Below are 18,887 nucleotides of genomic sequence, written 5' to 3' on the forward strand. Positions count from 1 at the left end.
GGGGGCCGGTCCGACCGAACGGACCGGCCCCCGCCGTGCGTTGTGCCCGCCGATCCACCGGCCACGGCGATATCGTCGCCGGGTGACGAGTCTTCCCGGAGGCAGCGACAAAGGCGGCTCCGCCCCGGAACCCCACCCCATCGTCTGCGCCCGCTGCGGCACCCAGGCCCGCGCTCCCCAGCCGACCTGGACCTGCTCCGTGGAAAACGGCAAGCGCCGCTACTTCTGCGAGGCCTGCTCTCGGGAGAACTTGAGGGCTATTGAGGGGCGACTGGATTCGGCGTGGTGGTGAGGCCGGCTTCTCCGGGGGCCTCCCCTCCCCCTCCCCCTCCCACCCCGCCCCGCCCCGCCGCCCCCCGAAAACCGGCAGCCCAGTAGCCCGGCTCACGCCTCGGCCGCCGCCGTGTCTCCCTCCTCCACAACCTCCTCCAGCACGAACCCGGGCAGCCACTCCTCCAGTTCCTCGCGCAGGCGGACCGTGGCGTTCAGTTGGCATAGGACGCCGATTGTGCTGAGGGTCACTCGGTGTATCAGGAGGTACGCCGGGGGGAGGTTGAGCTGCTTGCCGAGTTGGTATGCGGGGGAGCGGATGTCGGCCACGCGGGCCGCCTGGCTGCGCATCCAGCCGCGGGTGAAGGTGAACTCGTCGACTCGGGCCGGTTCGATGATCGGCAGGAGGTAGTCGAGGACTGCGTCGGGGTCGAGTTCGATGGACTCCTTGATGAAGCCTTCGGCGCAGAGCAAGTCGTAGACGGCCTGGGCTTCGCCGTCCAGCGTCATGCGCAGGGAGTCGCCGATGGGGGTCGGCAGGCCGCCCGGTAGGCGGTCGACCGTGCCGAAGTCCAGGACGCCCAGGCGCCAGTCGTCCTCCCCGGCCGGACCGCCGGGCAGGAGGCGGAAGTTGCCGGGGTGCGGGTCGGCGTGCAGCAGGCCCGTGCGGGCGGGGCCGGAGAAGAGGAAACGGGCGAGGAGCTGGCCGGCCCGGTCGCGCTGCTCCTGGGTGCCGTCCGCGATGATCTCCGACAGCGGGATGCCCTCGATCCACTCGGTGATCAGGACCTCGTCGCACTGGTGGACCACGGCGGGCACCACGACGTCCGGGTCGCCGGCGAACTCCTCGGCGTGCGCCTGCTGGGCCTGGGCCTCCAGGCCGTAGTCCAGCTCCTCCGAGACGCGGTCCTTCAGCTCCGCGATCAGCGGCTTGATGTCCATGCCGGGGATCAGCGGCCCCAACAGCCGTGCGAATCGGCTCAGTTGGTTGAGGTCGGACAGCAGGGCCTCGCCGGCTCCCGGGTACTGCACCTTGATCGCTACCTCGCGGCCGTCGTGCCACACCCCGCGGTGCACCTGGCCGATCGAGGCCGCCGCGGACGGCTTGTCCTCGAACTCCAGGAACAGCTCCCGCCAGTCCTCGCCGAGCCGCTCCGCGAGCACCCCGTGCACAGTGCGCGTCGGCATCGGCGGCGCCGCGTCCTGGAGCTTGGTCAGGGCCGCCCGATAGGGCCCGGCGATCTCCTCGGGCAGCGCCGATTCGAAGACGGACAGGGCCTGCCCGAACTTCATCGCGCCACCCTTGAGCTCGCCGAGCACCTTGAAGAGCTGCTCCGCGGTGCGCTGCTGCAACTCGCGGCCGACGAGCTCCGCGGACTCGCCGACGATCCGCTTGCCCAGGCCCCAGGTCGCCCGGCCGGCGAAGCCGAGCGGCAGCGCGGCGAGCTTGGCGGTCCGGGTGACCGCCTTGCGGGGAAGATCAGACATGCGCCCTCCAAGTCCCAGCCGGCCGCGCCGCGCCTGCCCGACGGCGTACGTCCGTTGACGACCGTTCCACCGCCATTGTCTCTTGTGCTTCCCCGTCCTTTGAGGCGCGTTCCCCCTTGGGTTTCTCCGTACCCTTCTCGGCGGCCCCGCACGGGCATGCCGGATGCGCCCAAACCGGTCGTGCGTGCCAGTGGAGGGCTGGGACGGAGATCTCCCAACGGGCTCCCGCGCTGGTGGGACGGCGGCCGTCGAGGAAGGCGAGGGCATGTGCGGCCGTCAGGCCGGCGACCGTGGTGGCCAAGGTCACGTCGCAGGGGCGGACGTGGCGCTGCCGGCCCGAGCGCCACTGGGCGATCAGGCGGGGCCAGGTCGGGTCCCGGTCTGTCCGGTGTTCGTGGAGGCAGCGGGCGCAGCCTGTCTCGCCCGGCAGGACGAAGGGGCCGACCACGCCGGTGCCCTCGACGACCCCGGCGTAAAGGTGGGGCGTGCCGGAGGCGATCATAGGCTCGGCGGTGTCCGGGGTGAGGGCGTGTACGGCGACGTCGTCGCGTGGGGTGAGGATCACCAGGGAGAAGCCCGGTTCGGCCGGTTCCGTCGGTGTGCGGTGGTCGCGGCGGGGCTGGCGGTCGGGTGCGGCCCTGCGGACGACGCGGCGGGCGGCCTCGTCGCGGCGTTCGCCGATGGACTCGGCGGGCAGCCCGCCCGGTGCCACGTCCCAGGGTTCGACGCAGCCGCCGTCGCGCACGTCCACCTCGCCGACGCCCGCGCTCGACAGCAGCGCGGCCACCGTGGCGCCCACGCGGCCGGCGCCCCGTACCTGCACCCGCAGGGAGCGGCGGGCGGCGAGGTGTCGGATCGCGTCGCCCGGTTCGGCGGTGGTCAGGGACAGCGTGGCCAGGTCCGGGCGCAGCCGGTCGAGGACGGCCTGTCTGCCGCGCAGGGCGTCGGCGGCGGGTCCGCCGCCCCTGGCGTCGTCGAGGAGTCCGGATCGGGCGAGCCGCCGGATCAGTTCGTCGACGTGGCCGTCGGGCAGGTCCATCCGCCGGCCCTCCTCGCGCAGGAGCGGCAGCCCGCGTGTGCCGTTGAGCAGTTCCAGGAAGCTGCCCGTCGCGGTGTCCATCGGACCCAGCGTCATCGCGTGAGCCGGCGTCATGCCGAACTGCACGGTGTTGAGGTCGCGCCAGCCGCGCCGCAGCGCGGGTTTCACCATCGGATGCATGACAGGCCCCCGTAGTCATGAATGTCCCTGAAAGTCACTGTTTGTCGGACGAGGTGGCCGGGCTGTTCCGGGCCGGCCGGGTCGTTGCCGACGAGTGCCAGCATGCCCGGACCGGCGGTGCGGCGCCGAAAGTTATCCACAGGTGGGGGATGTTTGTCGTACAAATCAAACGCATGGTGGGGGATCGGAATCGAACCGTCCCGGACTCGGGACTTCCCCCGTGTGCAGCGGGTAACGTCGGGGCGTGTCCGCCGACCCACTGCACCGCGCCGGAAAGCCGCACCGCAGCACGACGAGCCCGCCGCCGAGCGGTTCGAAGGCGAGCGTGATCGAGGTGCGCCGGAGTTCCCGTCGACGCCGGACGGTCTCCGCGTACCGTGAGGGCGATCGCACCGTCGTGCTCATTCCAGCCCGGATGTCCGAGGCGGAGGAGCAGCGCTGGGTGAGCGTCATGCTGGACAAGCTGGCCGCCCAGGAGAGCAAGCGTGTGCTGGGCGACTCCGAACTGACCGAGCGAGCCGAGCGGCTGTCCGCCCAGTACTTCGACGGCCGCGCGCGGCCCACGTCGGTGCGCTGGGTCACCAACCAGAACACACGCTGGGGTTCGTGTACCCCTTCGGAGGGCAGCATCCGCCTGTCGCACCGGCTGCAGGGCATGCCCGAGTACGTCGTCGACTACGTGCTCCTCCACGAGCTGGCGCATCTGCTGGTGCCCGGGCACGGGCCCCGCTTCTGGCGGCTGCTGGAGGCGTATCCGCGGACCGAGCGGGCCCGGGGCTACCTCGAAGGGGTGGTCGCCGCCGACCGGTTGCCGCATCTGCCCGCCGCGCGCGGGGAGTGATCCGCTCTCGCCGCACCTGCTTCGGGCGTGGCTGAGAACGAGGTTGTGTACCGGGTCTGTACCGACTTCGGCCGGTGTCCGAGTTTGCCGTTAGCCTGGCGCGACGCACTAGCACTTCGGGATGGGGGACGGTCGTTACGCATGGCCAGGGAATTCCAACGCGGCCACAAGGCCCGGATCAGTGACCTCACCGCGGGCACGGATCTGTACGTAGGTGTGCAGATTTCGGGCCCCGGACTGACCTTCGACATCAGCTGCTTCGGTCTGGACGCCGACGAACGGCTTTCGGACGACCGGTACTTCGTGTTCTTCAACCAGCCGAAGTCTCCCGAGGAGGCCGTCCAGCTCCTGGGTGCCCAGGCGGGCGACACCGAGTCCTTCCGGGTCACGCTCGACAAGATCCCGGCACAGATCCAGAAGCTGTCGTTCACGGCGACGATCGACGGCGCCGGGCAGATGTCGCAGATCAGTCCCGGCTACATCCGCATCGTCGCGGGCGGCGAGGAGGTGGCCCGGTACTCGTTCAACGGCTCGGAGTTCTCCACCGAACGGGCCGTGATGCTGGGCGACTTCTACCTGAAGGACGTGTGGCGGTTCGCGGCCGTCGGACAGGGTTTCGACGGTGGCCTGGACGCGCTGCTGAAGAACTTCGGCGGCGAGGTGCTCGAAGAGGAGACACCGGCCGAGCCGCAGCCGCAGACCGGTGGCGCTCCCGGTTTCGCGCCGCCCGGACAGGCCTCCGCGCCGCCCGCGTTCGGCGTCCCGACCGGACCGGCCCCGACACCCGCTCCGACACCGGCCCCTGCTCCGGCGCCCGCACCCGCTCCGGCGCCCGCGCCACAGCCCGCCGCGCAGGGCTTCGCGCCGCCCGCCGGAACCACCCCGCCCCCGGCACCCGCCCCGGCGCCCGCGCCCCAAGTGCACACCGCGCCCACCGTCGTCGCGCCCATGACCCCGCCCGGCGGCGCTCCCGTACCGCCGCCCGCCCCGGCGCCCGCGCCGCCCTACGGCGGCCAGCCGCAGCCCCCGTACGGGCAGCCGCCCCAACAGCAGCCCCCGTACGGCCAGGCCGCCCCGGGCCAGACCGCCCCGCTGCCCCCGGGGTACGCCCAGCCGCCCGCACCGCAGGCCCCCACGCCGCCCCCTGGCTACGGACAGCCCACCCCGCCCCCGGGCTACGGCCAACAGGCCCTCTACGGGTCGCCACAGGGCGCGCCCCAGGGCGCCCCTCAGGCACCCGGTGTCGCCGGTGCGCTCCAGAAGTTCAAGGAGACGCCCACCGGGCAGCGCTGGACGCAGCAGAACAAGAAGCTCGTCCGTGTGGACCTGGGCATCGGCGGCCAGCCCGTGCTGGCCCGGCAGGGCAGCATGGTGCTCTACCAGGGCAAGGTCGACTTCAGCTACAAGGGCGCCGGGTTCGCCGGCCGGATCGTCGGCAACGCGACCGGCCAGGAGATGCAGCTGATGCGCTGCACGGGCCAGGGGCAGGTGTTCCTCGCCGAGAACTCCACGATGCTGCACCCCATCGAACTCCAGGGTGACGGCATCTGCGTCTCCGCCGAAAACGTCCTCGCGTTCGACGAGAGCCTCCAGTACGAGGTCCGCCGCATCGAGGGACACGGCATCCCCGGCGGTGCGCTGTTCACCATGCAGTTCACCGGCACCGGCACCATCGTCGTCAAGACGCACGGCACGCCCGTGGTGCTGCCGGTCACGCCGACGACGTTCGCCGACTGCAACGCCGTGGTCGCCTGGTCGGCCGCCTCCCAGGTGGTCGTCTCCAGCCAGGTACGGATGCGCCGCAACGCGTACCCCGGCGACACCGGGGAGAGCGTCAACCTCCAGTTCCGGGGCGCGCCCGGCAACTTCATCGTCGTCCAGCCGTACGAGATCTAAAGGGAGAGCCCGTCATGAACCAGCCGCTCGCGGGCTACGCCCCCGCACCCGTCACCGCCCGCATGGAAAACCACGGCAACCACATGCTGAAGGTCGCCATGCAGACCGGAAACGACCTCCTCGCGCGCGTGGGGTCGATGGTCGCCTACGAGGGCTTCATCCAGTACGAGCCGAACCCGCCGGCCGTGCGCCAGGTCGCCCGCGACTGGATGACCGGCGAGGGCGCACCCCTGATGAAGTGCTCCGGTGACGGACTGCTCTATCTCGCCGACTACGGCGCCAACGTCGTCGTGATCAACCTCAACGGCGACGGCATCTCCGTCAACGCCACCAACCTGCTCGCCTTCGACGCGCATCTGACGTGGGGCGTCGAACGGGTGAAGGGCCTGGCGAAGTTCGCCGGGCAGGGGCTGTGGAACACCAAGATCTCCGGGCAGGGATGGGTCGCGCTGACCTCCCGGGGCAAGCCGATCGTCGTCGACTGCGGCGGTGGCGAGGACGAGACGTACGTCGACCCGGACGCGCTCGTCGCCTGGTCCCCGAACCTCAAGGTGAAGGGCAAGCGCAGCTTCAAGGCGCAGTCACTGATCGGCCGGGGCAGCGGCGAGGCCTACCAGATGGCCTTCTCCGGCCAGGGCATCGTCGTCGTCCAGCCCAGCGAGGACAGCACCGACCATCTCCGGGTCCGGGGCTGAGGGGGAGCACCACACCATGCAGAGTCCGCTTTTCGCCCACAACGACCAGCAGAGCCAGGAGCGCTGGAGCCTGCAGAACAAGCAGATGCTGCGCGTCACTCTGGAGGGTCACGACGACATCCTGGCCCGCAAGGGCACCATGGTCGCCTACCAGGGGCTCGTCGAGTTCGACGCCGAGTTCCAGAGCAACCGGCAGGCACGCGCGCGTGCCCGCACCGGTGAGGGCCTGGACCTGATGCGCTGCCACGGGCAGGGCACGGTCTACTTCGCCAACCTCGCCCAGCACATTCACGTCGTCGACGTGGACCAGGACGGACTCACCGTCGACAGCAGCTATGTGCTGGCGATGGACTCCGGGCTGCACCACGAGGTCATCGCCGTCGACAGCTTGTACGGCATCTCCGGGTCCGGGAAGTACCAGCTCAACATCACCGGCCGCGGCCGGGTCGCCCTGATGACCTCGGGCGCGCCGCTGATGATGCAGGTCACGCCGGACAAGTACGTCAACTGCGACGCCGACGCGATCGTCGCCTGGTCCACCGCGCTGCGTGTGCAGATGCAGGCCCAGACGCACTCCTCCGGGGTGTGGCGGCGCCGGGGCAACACCGGTGAGGGCTGGGAGCTCAGCTTCATGGGCACCGGCTACGTGCTGGTCCAGCCCAGCGAGCTGCTGCCGCCGCAGAACGCCCAGATCGGCTCGGGTCTCGCTGCGCAGTACGGCATGGGGCAGCAGGGGGCTCGGGGGCAGAACCAGGGCAACGTCTGGAGCTGACCGTCCGGAAAGCAAACGTAAGGGGCGCCTGCCTGTGCGGGCGCCCCTTACACGTTCAGAGCCTGGCGCGGGTCGCCTCCACCAGGCGCACGACCGAGTCGTCGGCGACGTCCGCGACCTCGTCGTAGGGGAACCAGCGCAGGTCGAGGGACTCGTCGCTGATCGCCTCCACGGCTCCGGCCGGAGCGAGCGCCGCGTACTGGACGTCGAGGTGCCAGGCGCACGGCGTGTGATGCCGGTCCAGGCGGACCGGACCGCCCGGCAGCAGCGTCAGACCTCCGATCCCCGACTCCTCGGTGCCCTCGCGTAGGGCGGCGGCCGCCAGGGAGACGTCCCCCGGCTCGCAGTGGCCGCCCATCTGCAGCCACATGCGCAGCTTCCGGTGCAGCGTCAGCAGCACCCGGCTGCGCTCCGGGTCGATCACCAGGGCGCTCGCCGTGATGTGGCCGTCCGCGAATGACTTCCACATGCCGTCCGAGTGGGCCGCCAGGTGATCGAGGTAGACGTCGCGCAACTCTTGCTGGTCCTCGTAGCTCTTGAGTACAAGGACCGCGTCGTCATACAGGCTCACTCGGCGTCGTCGCCCTTGTCGTCGCCCTCGTCCTTCTTCAGGTTCGGCTTACCGGCGGAGCCGTCCGCCGCCTCGCCGAGCATCTTGTCCAGCTCGGAGAAGTCCAGCTGCTCGCGGTGCACGAAGCCGTCCGGATCGTCCAGGTCGTTCGCGGTCGGCAGCATGTCCGGGTGGGCCCACAGGGCGTCCCGGCCGTCGACACCGCGCGCGTCCGTCAGGGACGCCCACAGGCGGGAGGCGTCGCGCAGCCGGCGCGGGCGCAGCTCCAGGCCGATCAGCGTGGCGAAGGTCTGCTCGGCCGGGCCGCCGGTCGCGCGACGGCGGCGCAGGGTCTCACGCAGCGCGTCGGCGGACGACAGGCGCGGCTTCGCGGCCGCGTGCACCACCGCGTCCACCCAGCCCTCGACGAGCGCGAGCGCCGTCTCCAGACGGGCCAGCGCCGCCTTCTGCTCCGGCGTGTCCTCCGGCTGGAACATGCCCTGCTGGAGCGCGTCCTGCAGCTGCTCGGGGTTCTGCGGGTCGAACTGGCCGACCACGTCCTCCAGCTTGGCCGTGTCGACCTTGATCCCGCGCGCGTACCCGTCGACCGCGCCGAACAGGTGCGAGCGCAGCCACGGCACGTGCGCGAACAGCCGCTGGTGGGCGGCCTCGCGCAGGGCGAGATACAGCCGCACCTCCTCCTTGGGCACGCCCAGGTCCTTGCCGAACGCCTCGATGTTCACCGGCAGCAGCGCGGCCTTGCCGGCCGGGCCGAGCGGCAGGCCGATGTCGGTCGAGCCGACGACCTCGCCCGCGAGCACGCCCACGGCCTGCCCGATCTGCGTACCGAACATCGCGCCGCCCATCGAGCGCATCATGCCGATCAGCGGGCCGGCCATGGCCTGCATCTCCTCCGGCAGGACGTCGCCCATGGCGGCGCCGACGCGCTCGGCGACCGGGTCGACGAGCTCCTGCCACGCGGGCAGGGTCGCCTCGACCCACTCCGCGCGGCTCCAGGCCACCGCGGAGGCGGCGCCGGACGGCAGGGACGTCGCGTCGTCCAGCCACAGGTCGGCCAGGCGGACGGCGTCCTGGACCGCGGTGCGCTCGGCGGGGCCGACGCTCGCGTCCTTCGTGCCGTCCGACGTGCCCTGGGAGACCGTCTGGCGGGCGATCTGCTTGGCCATGTCCCAGTTCACCGGGCCGCCCTCATAGGAGAGCATCTGGCCCAGCTGCTGGAACGCGGCGCCCAGGTCGGTGGGGTTCAGCGAACCGAACATGGCAGCGAGCGGATTGTCCGCGCCGGGGCCACCAAAGCCTCCGGCACCGGGCAGCCCGCCGAAACCGAACGGGTTGGCCGGTCCCTGACCACCACCGCTCTGCTGGTCCTTCTTCTTGCCCTCGTCGCCGTCTTCCGGCTCCTCCGGCGGAAGGCCGAATCCGAATGGGGTGTCACTCACGGGATTCCTCGGCTGTTAAGGCCGCCGGTCTTCCCCGACGGCACGACTGCCCGACAACACCACCCAGCCTAGACACCCCGGGCGGTTCGGGCCTCGGTGCTTCGCCGACTCGCGGCCTGCGGCAGGATGGATGCCACCTGGTACGTACGCCTCACTCGCGCTCGTATGTGAAGACAACCGCTGGAGACACCCGGTGAGTTCCCCAGATCCGCAGGTTCGCGCAGCGCGAAACCTGTCAACCACTCCCGCCCTGCGCGGGCCCGTCGTCGCGGTCACCGGCGCCGCGTCCGGCGTGGGCGCGCTGCTCACCGCGCGGCTGGCCGCGTCGGACGAGATCAAGCAGGTCATCGCCATCGACGAGCGGCGCGGCGAGTGCGCGGCGGCCCAGTGGCACATCCTCGACGTGCGGGATCCGGCGATCGCGGAGAAGCTGCGGGGCGCGGACGTGGTGGTGCACCTGGCGCTCGACCTGGACCTGGAGACGGACGCGGCCGCCCGTACGGCCTACAACGTGCGCGGGACACAGACCGTGCTGACCGCCGCCGCGGCGGCCGGGGTGCACCGAGTGGTGCTGTGCACGTCGGCGATGGTCTACGGGGCGTTGCCGGACAACGAGCTGCCGCTGTCGGAGGACGCCGAGCTGCGGGCGACGGCGGAGGCCACCGGGGTGGGGGACCTGCTGGAGATCGAGCGGCTGGCGCGGCGTGCGCCGCGGGCGCACCCGGGGCTCAATGTCACCGTGGTGCGGCCCGCTGTCCTGGTGGGAGGCACGGACACCGCGCTGACCAGGTACTTCGAGTCGCCCCGTCTGCTTGTCGTCGCCGGGTCGCGGCCGGCCTGGCAGTTCTGTCACGTCGAAGATCTGTGCAGTGCTCTGGAGTACGCCGTCCTGGAGAAGGTCGAGGGGGAGCTCGCCGTGGGGTGCGACGGGTGGCTGGAGCAGGAGGAGGTCGAGGAGCTGAGCGGGATCCGGCGGATGGAGCTGCCGTCGGCGGTGGCGCTGGGGGCGGCGGCGCGGCTGCACCGGATCGGGCTGACGCCGTCGCCGGCTGGGGACCTGGCGTACACGATGTACCCCTGGGTGGTCAGTGGGAGCCGGCTGCATGACGCCGGGTGGCGGGCCCGGTGGACCAATGAGGAGGTGCTCGCCGAGCTGCTGGAGGAGGTGTCTGGGCGGCATACGGTGGCCGGGCGGCGGCTGGGGCGGAAGGACGCGACGGCTGCGGGGGCCGCGGGGGCGACGGTGGCTCTGCTGGGTGCGGCGGCCGTGGTGCGCAGGGCTCGGAAGGCTCGGCGGCGACTCTGAGGGGCCGCGGGCTGCGGCGGACGTCGGGGTTTCTCGCCCCCGCCGCCCCTACCCGTCCCATCCCGGGGGCTGCGCCCCCAGACCCCCGCTTCGGCCTGAACGGCCTCGTCCTCAAGCGCCGGACGGGCTGAGAAGATGCAGCCCGCGCCGAAAAGCAGGCGTCTCCCTGTATGAGGCTCCAACGGCCACGCACGCGTGCCTGGTGAATGCGCCATTCCCGCGTGTCACGCGCGTGCGGCACGATGGACGCATGGCAGCCACCAATGATCACCCTGGCGAGCAGGGCGCACAGCAGCCCATCAAACTGATCGCCATCCGCGAGTCGGCCCTCTCCCTCGACGAGGTCTTCCGGGCCGTCGGGGACGACGCCGCCGGGGGCACCGCCCTGTTCGTCGGCACCGTGCGCAATCACGACGGGGGTGCCGACGTCGACGCGCTCGGGTACTCCTGTCATCCGAGCGCCGAGGCCGAGATGCGGCGGATCGCCGAGAAGGTCGTCGCCGAGTTCCCGGTGCGGGCGCTGGCCGCCGTACACCGTGTGGGGGATCTGAAGGTCGGGGATCTGGCCGTCGTGGTCGCCGTGTCCTGTCCGCACCGCGGGGAGGCCTTCGAGGCCTGCCGGAAGCTGATCGACGACCTCAAGCACGAGGTGCCGATCTGGAAGCACCAGAAGTTCTCCGACGGTACCGAGGAGTGGGTGGGGGCCTGCTGACCCTCCAGGCGGGCGACTCCGGTTGCGTAACCGCACCCCCGGCATGAGCGTTGTCAGTGCGGATGGTTAATCTGTTGATCATTCAGTTCGCGGACGCTCATGGGGTTGGAGGTCGGCATGGCGGCGCTCGCCTGGTTGCTGATTCCGCTTGGGGCTGCTGTCGGCGCGGGCCTGTGGGGCAGTTGGGCCAACAGAACCCGCAAGGCCCGCAGCGACGGCCCCGAGCTGGACGGCTACGCCCGCTTCCGCGCGGCCATGGAGAAGTCCCACACCGGCCCGTGACCCCGTCAGGCGGCCCTGACAGTGCGCTGACAGAGCCGTCCCGTAGTGTCGTGCCATGCCACGCCGCACCGCGACGATGCTCGCCTCCACCCTCATGCTGATCGCGCTCCTGTGCGCGGGAGTGCTCATCCCCGTGCCGTACTCGGAGATGTCCCCGGGGCCGACGGTGAACACGCTGGGGGACCACGACGGGGAGCCGGTGCTGCGGATCTCCGGACGCAAGACCTACCCGACGGACGGTCACCTCAACATGACCACCGTCCGCGTCACCAGCGCCGACTACCGGATGAACCTCGTCGAGGCGGTCTACGGCTGGCTGGCACACGACAACAAGGTCGTCCCGCACGACACCCTCTACCCGGACGGCAAGACAGAGGAGGAGTCCACACAGGAGAACGCCGAGGAGTTCAGCCAGTCCCAGGAGAGCGCCAAGGTCGCCGCCCTGAAGGAACTCGGCGTCAAGGTGGAGTCCTGGGTGATCGTCTCCACCGTCGTGAAGGACTCCCCGGCGGAGGGCAGGCTGCACGCCGGTGACGTGATCAAGGCCGTCGACGGTACGGCGGTGAAGGCGCCCGGCGACGTGGCCGAGCTGGTGACCAAGCACAAGCCGGGCGAGGACGTCGTCTTCACGATCGTGCCCGCCAAGGAGCAGGCCGCCGCCGAGAAGGAGAACCGCGAGCCGCTGAAGACGGAGAAGGTCACGATCACCACGACGACCTCCGACGACGCCGGTGAGAAGCGCGCCATCGTCGGGATCTCGGCCGGAACCGACCACACCTTCCCGTTCACCATCGACATCAAGCTCGCCGACGTCGGCGGCCCGAGCGCCGGCCTGATGTTCGCGCTCGGCATCTACGACAAGCTCACCCCGGGCTCGCTCACCGGCGGCTCGTTCGTCGCCGGCACCGGCACCATAGACGACGGCGGCAGGGTCGGCCCGATCGGCGGCGTCGAGATGAAGACCGTCGGCGCGCGCAGCATGGGCGCCCAGTACTTCCTGACGCCCGCCGACAACTGCGCGGCCGCCGCCAAGGACACCCCCAAGGGCCTCACCCTCGTCAAGGTCAACACCATCGACGACGCCCTCGGCGCCCTGAAGGACATCCGCGACGGCAACACCGCCGACCTGCCGAAGTGCACGGCCAAGGGTTGATCAGGAGGCGTATCGGTACGGCGCTGGGGGCGCCCCCATGATCGGAGGGCGCCCCCAGCGCCGTATACCGAGCACGCGCGCGCGTACCCGGCGTCGTACCGAAACCCCTCAGTCAGCGAACGTCGCCGCCAGCGCCTCCGCGAGGCCCGGAACCAGCTCGGAGCCGGTAAGGACCTCCGTCGGGGAGTCCTTCTCGCGCAGCCGCAGGGCCGACTCGCGTGCGCCGTCGCGCAGCACGGCGACCGTCATGCGGACCTCCTGGCGCTCGGGGTGCCGGGCGACCCACTTGGCGAGCGCGGCCTCGTCCAGATCGTCCGGGACCTGGGCCTCGGCGGACGGCGGCAGCATCAGCCGCTCCACCGTGAGCGCGCAGCCGACCACCGCCTCGGGCCAGGCGATGGTGCCGAGGAACTCGTCGAGCGGCTTGTCCGTTGGGATTTCGTCCTGCTCGATCGGGGTGAGACCGGCGGCGTCCGGCTCGTCACCCAGGCCGAGCTGCGCCGCCAGCGCGGGTTCCTGGGCCCGCAGCTGAGCGGTGTCTACGAGGGCGAAGAGGCGTGCGGGCTGGTCCCAGCCGAGGCCGGAGGCGTACTCGTCGATCTCGAGTACGGCCCGGGTGAGCGGGCTCGCCGCCATGGGTGTGTTGGACATGGTCACAATCCTGCCTCGTTCCCGCCCGGAATCGGGAACCGAGTAAAGCGTGAGTAAGTTGCATAGGTGAGGGCCTACGATCACGGGGCCCATCGACGGCCCGCGAAAACGGGGGCCTGACAGACCAACAGCGATTTTCGAGGTGCCACCTTGGCTTTCCAGATGCCGGACCGCGGCGGAGGCCCGACGGGGCCACGGATCAGAGTGGGCCGCCCGTCCCGGCGTGTCCGGACCCTGCTCATGACACTGGGCGTCCTTGCCGTGCTCGGCATGGCGTTCACCATGTTCGCGGGCTTCTGGACTGACTGGCTGTGGTACCGGTCGGTGGACTACTCGTCCGTCTTCACCACCACCCTGTGGACCAAGATCGGGCTCTTCGTCGTCTTCGGCCTGCTCATGGCCGTCGCCGTCGGGTTCAACATCTGGCTGGCCCACCGGCTGCGCCCGCCGCTGAGCGCGATGTCGATGGAGCAGCAGAGCCTCGACCGCTACCGGATGGGCATCGCGCCGTACAAGAAGTGGCTGCTGTTCGGGATCACCGCCCTGGTGGGCCTGATCGCCGGCGCGTCCGCGTCCGGGCAGTGGCGGACCTGGCTGATGTGGGTCAACGGCGTGCCGTTCGGGCAGAAGGACCCGCAGTTCCAGCTGGACGTCGCGTTCTACGCCTTCGACCTGCCCTGGTACCGGTTCCTGCTCGGCTTCGGCTTCGCCGCCGCGATCCTCTCCCTGATCGCCGCCGCGCTCACCCACTACCTGTACGGCGGGCTGCGCGTCACCAGCCCGGGCGCGCGCGCCACGGCCGCCGCGACCGGCCATCTGTCGGTGCTCATCGGCTTCTTCGTCGCGCTGAAGGCGGTCGCCTACTGGCTCGACCGGTACGGCCTGGCAGTCAAGTCCAGCGACTTCAAGGCGACGGACAACTGGACGGGCCTGAGGTACGTCGACGCCAACGCCTACCTGCCGGCCAAGACGATCCTGTTCTGCATCGCCGTCATCTGCGCCCTGCTGTTCTTCTCCACGATCTGGCGCCGCACCTGGCAGCTGCCGCTGATCGGCTTCGGCCTGATGGTGCTGTCGGCGATCCTGATCGGCGGGCTGTACCCGGCGATCGTGCAGAAGTTCCAGGTCCAGCCGAACGAGCAGGCCAAGGAAGCCCCGTACGTCAACAAGAACCTCAAGGCGACGCGTGAGGCGTACGGCATCGACGGCACGCAGGTCACCGAGTACTCGGGCACGGCCAACACCAAGGACGCCACCAAGCTGCGGGACGACGTCGACGCCACGGCGAGCATCCGCATCATGGACCCGAACATCGTCTCGCCGACCTTCCAGCAGCTCCAGCAGATGCGGAAGTACTACGCGTTCCCGACCAACCTGGACGTCGACCGCTACGGCTCGGCCGGCAAGGAGCAGGACACGGTCATCGGTCTGCGCGAGCTGAACTACGCGGGCATCGACAAGAAGAACTGGATCAACAACCACTTCCGCTACACCCACGGCTACGGCGTGGTCGCCGCGGAGGGCACCTCCGTGGACTCCGAGGGCCGTCCGGTCTTCACCGAGTCCGACCTGCCGTCCAAGGGCCAGCTCGGCACGTACGAGCAGCGGATCTACTACGGCGAGAAGACCAACACGTACTCGATCGTCGGCGGTCCCCAGAAGGAGATCGACTACTCCGACGACAGCGGTGAGAAGACCTACAGCTACGAGGGCAACAGCGGCATCAACCTCGAGAACCCGATAAACCGGGCCGCTTACGCGGTGGCGCTCAACGAGCCGCAGATCCTCTACTCCGGCGCCATCGGCGAGGGTTCGCGGATCCTGTACAACCGCACGCCCAAGGAGCGCGTCGAGGCGGTCGCCCCGTGGCTGACCATCGACGGCGACGCCTACCCGGCGGTCGTCAACCACCGGATCCAGTGGATCGTCGACGCGTACACGACCACGAACGGATACCCGTACGCCTCGCGTACGACCCTCGGCGACACCACCGCCGACTCGCTGACCGCGACCAACGACCAGCGCACGGTGGTGGCCCAGCAGAACCAGGTCAACTACATCCGCAACTCGGTGAAGGCGACCGTCGACGCCTACACCGGCGAGGTCAAGCTCTACCAGTGGGACACCCAGGACCCGGTCCTGAAGACCTGGATGAAGGCCTTCCCCGGCACGGTGGAGCCCAAGTCGAAGATCTCCGACGCGCTCATGGCTCATCTGCGCTACCCGCAGGACCTGTTCAAGGTCCAGCGCGAGCTGCTGACGCGCTACCACGTGAAGGACGCCGACACCTTCCTCAGCGGCAGCGAGGTGTGGCAGGTGCCGGACGACCCGACCAACAAGTCGGGCGACGCGGTGCCGCCGTACTACCTCAGCATGAAGATGCCCGACCAGAGGGAACAGGCGTTCTCGCTGACGACGACCTTCACTCCCAACGGCCGGGACAACCTCAGCGCGTTCATGGCGGTCGACGCCGAGGCGGGCAAGAGTGACTACGGCAAGATCAGAATCCTGAAACTGCCGACGAGTACGACGGTCAACGGACCCAAGCAGGTACAGAGCCAGTTCAACTCCGAACAGGACATCGCCGAATCCATCCGGCTGCTGAGAGGCGGCGACTCGGAGGTGGAGTACGGCAACCTGCTGACCGTGCCACTGGACGGCGGTCTGCTCTACGTCGAGCCGGTCTACGTACGCGGTGGTGGACTCCAGTACCCGTTGCTGCGCAAGGTGTTGGTGAGCTACGGCGGCAACACCGCGTTCGAGGACACCCTCGACGAGGCCCTCAACAAGGTGTTCGGGGTGGAGGGTTCAACCCCGCCGCCGGAGGAGGACACGGGCGAGGGCGAGACCACTACACCGCCGCCGACGAGCGACAACCCGACGGTCCAGGAGGCGCTCAACGACGCCCAGAAGGCCTTCACGGCCGGCCAGGAAGCGCTGAAGAAGGGCGACTGGGAGGCGTACGGACGGGCGCAGGACGACCTGGAGGCGGCGCTGCGGCGGGCCGAGGAGGCACAGTCGCGGGCCGCGGGCACCGGCGGTGCCACCAGCAGTCCGAATCCCACCGGGAGCCCGAATCCCACGGGGAGCCCGAGCCCTACCCCCAGTCCGCAGAGCGGCTGATCGAAAAGCTCCTCCCGCGTCGTGATACGGTTGCCAAACAACGACGCGGGGTGGAGCAGCTCGGTAGCTCGCTGGGCTCATAACCCAGAGGTCGCAGGTTCAAATCCTGTCCCCGCTACTGAAGTCGACGCGCTGTCGGCCCAGGCGAAGGCCCGGATCCTCCAAGGGATCCGGGCCTTCGTGGTGTGCGAACGCATGTGCCGACGCCCGGTATCGCCGTGCCGCCATGGGGAGTTGGGAGATCTGTGTTTGACTTGTCTCTCTGTGGGCATGTCGACAAAACGCTGAAGTGACCTCACTGGCTGCGGTATACCAGGTGTACCCAGGTTGCAGGTGGTGCGACGATGGACGTTATGGGGGACAAGGCAACTCTGTTCGAGACAGGGCGATTTGTGACGCCTTCCGGCCAGGAGGAGACCCGGGACGACGAGACCGGCGAGGCGGCCGAGGAGGCGCGTCAGCGGCTCGCCGCCGAGGCCGGTGACGTCGAGGCGATGAGCGTCCTCGGGGCCATGCTGCTGCGCCGTGGCGACCTCGACGGAGCCGAACCCCATCTGCGCGCCGCGACCGCCGAGGGCGACCGCGCCGCCGCGAACAACCTGGGCGTCCTGCTGCACCAGCGGGGATACGCCGACGAGGCCGCCGGATGGTGGCGGATCGCCGCCGTCGCCGGCAGCGCGGCCGCCGCGCACGCGCTCGGGCGGCACCACCGGGAGCGGGGCGACGAGCCGGCCGCCGAGTACTGGCTGCGGCAGTCCGCCGAGCAGGGGCACGTCCTGGGGGCCTACGCGCTGGCCGATCTGCTGGAGCACCGGGGGGACGACGCCGCCGAGCAGTGGATGCGGGTCGCCGCCGAGCGGGGGCACCGGGAGGCGGCGTACCGGCTGGCGCGGACGCTTGATCGCAGAGCGGCGCGCGAGGGCGGGGCCGGAGCTGACAACGGTGTCGGGGCCGCGGGCGATGCCGCTCCGGGTGCTTCTCCGCAGGAGGAGGCCGAGCAGTGGTACCGGCAGGCCGCCGCGCGCGGGCATCGGCGGGCCGCGCTGCATCTCGGGGCGATCCTGGAGAAGCGCGGGGAGCTGAAGGAGGCCGGGCGCTGGTATCTGACCTCCGCCAAGGACGGGGAGCCGCGGGCCGCCTGTGCGCTCGGGTTCCTGCTGCGGGACGCGGGGGACGAGGAGAGCGCCGCCGTGTGGTGGCTGCGCGCCGCGCAGGACGGCGACGGCAACGCGGCGAACGCGCTGGGCGCGCTGCACGCCGAGCGGGGGCAGACGCAGACCGCCGAGCGGTGGTACCGGGCGGCCATGGACGCCGGGGACATCAACGGGGCGTACAACCTCGGGCTGCTCTGCGCCGAGCAGGGGCGGATCGGGCAGGCCGAGCAGTGGTACCGGCGTGCGGCGTACGCCGGGCACCGGGAGGCGGCGAACGCGCTGGCGATTCTGCTGCTCCAGGGGGGCGACGAGACCGGGGCGGAGCCGTGGTTCTCCAAGGCCGCGGAGGCCGGGAGTGTTGATGCCGCCTTCAACCTGGGGATTCTGTACGCCAAGCGGGGCGAGGACGTGGCCGCCCTGCGCTGGTACGAGCGGGCGGCGGCCGCCGGGCATACCGAGGCGGCGTTGCAGGTCGGGATCGCGCGGCTGCGGGATGGGGACGAGTTGGCGGCGGAGCGGCATCTGCGGTGTGCGGCGGGGGGTGGCAGCGCGGAGGCGGCGTACCGGCTGGCGGCCGTGCTCGACGCGCGGCGGCCGCCGGTGTCGCCGCATGAGCTGGGGGAGCCGTCGCACGAGAAGTCCGAGTGCGAGGAGTGGTACGAGCGGGCGGCGATGCAGGGGCATCGGCGGGCGCAGGTGCGGGTGGGGATGCTCGCGGCCGCGCGGGGGGACGTGGTCGAGGCGGCTCGGTGGTACCGGGAGGCGGCCGAGGCGGGGTCGCGGAACGGTGCGTTCAATCTGGGACTGCTGCTGGCTCGGGAGGGCAGTGAGCCGGAGGCGGCGGTGTGGTGGACGCGGGCGGCCGATGCGGGGCATGGGCGGGCGGCGTTGCGGCTCGCCCTCGTCTACGCGCGTCGGGGGGAGCTGGCGGAGGGGCAGCGGTGGGCCGACCGGGCGGTGTCGCTGGGGCCGGGGGAGGTGGCTGAGCGGGCGGCGCGGTTGCGGGATGCGTTGCGGGAGGAGATGTCTGCGTGACGCGTTAGGGGCGGGCGACTGGCGCTCGGCGCTGGTGTGGGCGGGGTTGGCTGGTTACCGGGCGCTGGTGCTGGGGTGGAGTCGCTCACCCGCGCTGGCGGGGTGCCGCTGCGCCCACCCGTGCTGGCGGGGTGCCGCTGCGCCCACCCGTGCCGCCCCAGCGGCACGACTGCCCGCAGCTACGCGGGGCTACGCGGCTACACAGCTGCGCGGGGGTACCCAGCTACGCGGCTGCCGGGCTACGCGGCTTCGCGGCGCCACGGCCACGCGGCGCCATGGC

The 18,887-nt window shown here is 70.8% G+C and carries 16 protein-coding genes and 1 tRNA gene; 12 read left to right on the plus strand and 5 right to left on the minus strand.

Going from position 1 to position 18,887, the window contains the following annotated elements:
• The first annotated feature begins 82 nt into the window (after window positions 1-82).
• The gene (locus SSP24_RS25150; protein ID WP_141311972.1) at window positions 83-292 is read left to right on the plus strand and encodes a hypothetical protein; all 210 of its coding nucleotides are present in this window, start codon (window positions 83-85) and stop codon (window positions 290-292) included.
• Between the two features lie 92 nt (window positions 293-384).
• On the opposite strand, the gene SSP24_RS25155 is transcribed toward SSP24_RS25150, so the two are convergent.
• Window positions 385-1,758 (minus strand): ABC1 kinase family protein, encoded by a 1,374-nt coding sequence (locus SSP24_RS25155; RefSeq protein WP_141311973.1) that lies wholly within the window; start codon window positions 1,756-1,758, stop codon window positions 385-387.
• Window positions 1,751-2,977, minus strand: coding sequence for a TOMM precursor leader peptide-binding protein (locus tag SSP24_RS25160; RefSeq protein WP_141311974.1), 1,227 nt, complete (start codon window positions 2,975-2,977; stop codon window positions 1,751-1,753). The genes SSP24_RS25155 and SSP24_RS25160 overlap by 8 nt, the downstream gene beginning before the upstream one ends.
• Window positions 2,978-3,221: 244 nt before the next feature.
• Between SSP24_RS25160 and SSP24_RS25165 the strand changes: the two genes are divergently transcribed.
• The 4 genes from SSP24_RS25165 to SSP24_RS25180 all read left to right on the plus strand — a co-directional run bounded on the left by SSP24_RS25165 (window position 3,222) and on the right by SSP24_RS25180 (window position 7,181).
• On the plus strand, window positions 3,222-3,818 hold the full coding sequence (locus SSP24_RS25165; RefSeq protein WP_141311975.1) for a M48 metallopeptidase family protein: 597 nt from the start codon (window positions 3,222-3,224) through the stop codon (window positions 3,816-3,818).
• Between the two features lie 141 nt (window positions 3,819-3,959).
• A complete protein-coding gene (locus SSP24_RS25170) occupies window positions 3,960-5,714 on the plus strand; it encodes a TerD family protein (protein WP_141311976.1) in 1,755 nt (584 codons plus the stop codon).
• A 14-nt stretch (window positions 5,715-5,728) separates the two neighbouring features.
• Window positions 5,729-6,409, plus strand: coding sequence for an AIM24 family protein (locus SSP24_RS25175; protein ID WP_141311977.1), 681 nt, complete (start codon window positions 5,729-5,731; stop codon window positions 6,407-6,409).
• A 16-nt stretch (window positions 6,410-6,425) separates the two neighbouring features.
• Window positions 6,426-7,181, plus strand: a complete 756-nt coding sequence (locus SSP24_RS25180; RefSeq protein WP_141311978.1) for an AIM24 family protein — start codon at window positions 6,426-6,428, stop codon at window positions 7,179-7,181.
• A gap of 55 nt (window positions 7,182-7,236) precedes the next feature.
• Here the strand turns inward: SSP24_RS25180 and SSP24_RS25185 are convergent, their stop codons facing one another.
• Both SSP24_RS25185 and SSP24_RS25190 read right to left on the minus strand, forming a co-directional pair.
• The gene (locus SSP24_RS25185) at window positions 7,237-7,752 is read right to left on the minus strand and encodes an NUDIX hydrolase (RefSeq protein ID WP_141311979.1); all 516 of its coding nucleotides are present in this window, start codon (window positions 7,750-7,752) and stop codon (window positions 7,237-7,239) included.
• The gene (locus SSP24_RS25190) at window positions 7,749-9,191 is read right to left on the minus strand and encodes a zinc-dependent metalloprotease (protein ID WP_141311980.1); all 1,443 of its coding nucleotides are present in this window, start codon (window positions 9,189-9,191) and stop codon (window positions 7,749-7,751) included. The genes SSP24_RS25185 and SSP24_RS25190 overlap by 4 nt, the downstream gene beginning before the upstream one ends.
• 193 nt (window positions 9,192-9,384) lie before the next feature.
• Here SSP24_RS25190 and SSP24_RS25195 point away from each other — a divergent pair, with 193 nt between their 5' ends.
• The 4 genes from SSP24_RS25195 (at window position 9,385) to SSP24_RS25210 (ending at window position 12,644) form a co-directional block, all read left to right on the plus strand.
• Window positions 9,385-10,497: an SDR family oxidoreductase gene (locus SSP24_RS25195; protein ID WP_141311981.1), complete on the plus strand. Its 1,113-nt coding sequence runs from the start codon at window positions 9,385-9,387 to the stop codon at window positions 10,495-10,497.
• A gap of 250 nt (window positions 10,498-10,747) precedes the next feature.
• The gene (locus tag SSP24_RS25200; protein WP_141311982.1) at window positions 10,748-11,209 is read left to right on the plus strand and encodes a molybdenum cofactor biosynthesis protein MoaE; all 462 of its coding nucleotides are present in this window, start codon (window positions 10,748-10,750) and stop codon (window positions 11,207-11,209) included.
• A gap of 99 nt (window positions 11,210-11,308) precedes the next feature.
• Window positions 11,309-11,491 (plus strand): hypothetical protein, encoded by a 183-nt coding sequence (locus tag SSP24_RS25205; RefSeq protein ID WP_141311983.1) that lies wholly within the window; start codon window positions 11,309-11,311, stop codon window positions 11,489-11,491.
• A gap of 55 nt (window positions 11,492-11,546) precedes the next feature.
• Window positions 11,547-12,644, plus strand: coding sequence for a YlbL family protein (locus tag SSP24_RS25210; protein ID WP_141311984.1), 1,098 nt, complete (start codon window positions 11,547-11,549; stop codon window positions 12,642-12,644).
• Window positions 12,645-12,752: 108 nt separating this feature from the next.
• Here the strand turns inward: SSP24_RS25210 and SSP24_RS25215 are convergent, their stop codons facing one another.
• The gene (locus SSP24_RS25215; protein WP_167529697.1) at window positions 12,753-13,295 is read right to left on the minus strand and encodes a PPA1309 family protein; all 543 of its coding nucleotides are present in this window, start codon (window positions 13,293-13,295) and stop codon (window positions 12,753-12,755) included.
• A 162-nt stretch (window positions 13,296-13,457) separates the two neighbouring features.
• Between SSP24_RS25215 and SSP24_RS25220 the strand changes: the two genes are divergently transcribed.
• The 3 genes from SSP24_RS25220 to SSP24_RS25230 all read left to right on the plus strand — a co-directional run bounded on the left by SSP24_RS25220 (window position 13,458) and on the right by SSP24_RS25230 (window position 18,607).
• A complete protein-coding gene (locus tag SSP24_RS25220; RefSeq protein ID WP_141312054.1) occupies window positions 13,458-16,418 on the plus strand; it encodes a UPF0182 family membrane protein in 2,961 nt (986 codons plus the stop codon).
• Between the two features lie 44 nt (window positions 16,419-16,462).
• Window positions 16,463-16,536 (plus strand) — tRNA-Met (locus SSP24_RS25225).
• Between the two features lie 226 nt (window positions 16,537-16,762).
• The gene (locus tag SSP24_RS25230) at window positions 16,763-18,607 is read left to right on the plus strand and encodes a tetratricopeptide repeat protein (RefSeq protein ID WP_141311986.1); all 1,845 of its coding nucleotides are present in this window, start codon (window positions 16,763-16,765) and stop codon (window positions 18,605-18,607) included.
• The last annotated feature ends 280 nt before the right edge of the window (window positions 18,608-18,887 follow it).

The sequence above is a fragment of the Streptomyces spinoverrucosus genome, from assembly GCF_006539505.1.
Classification (GTDB): Bacteria; Actinomycetota; Actinomycetes; order Streptomycetales; family Streptomycetaceae; genus Streptomyces; species Streptomyces spinoverrucosus.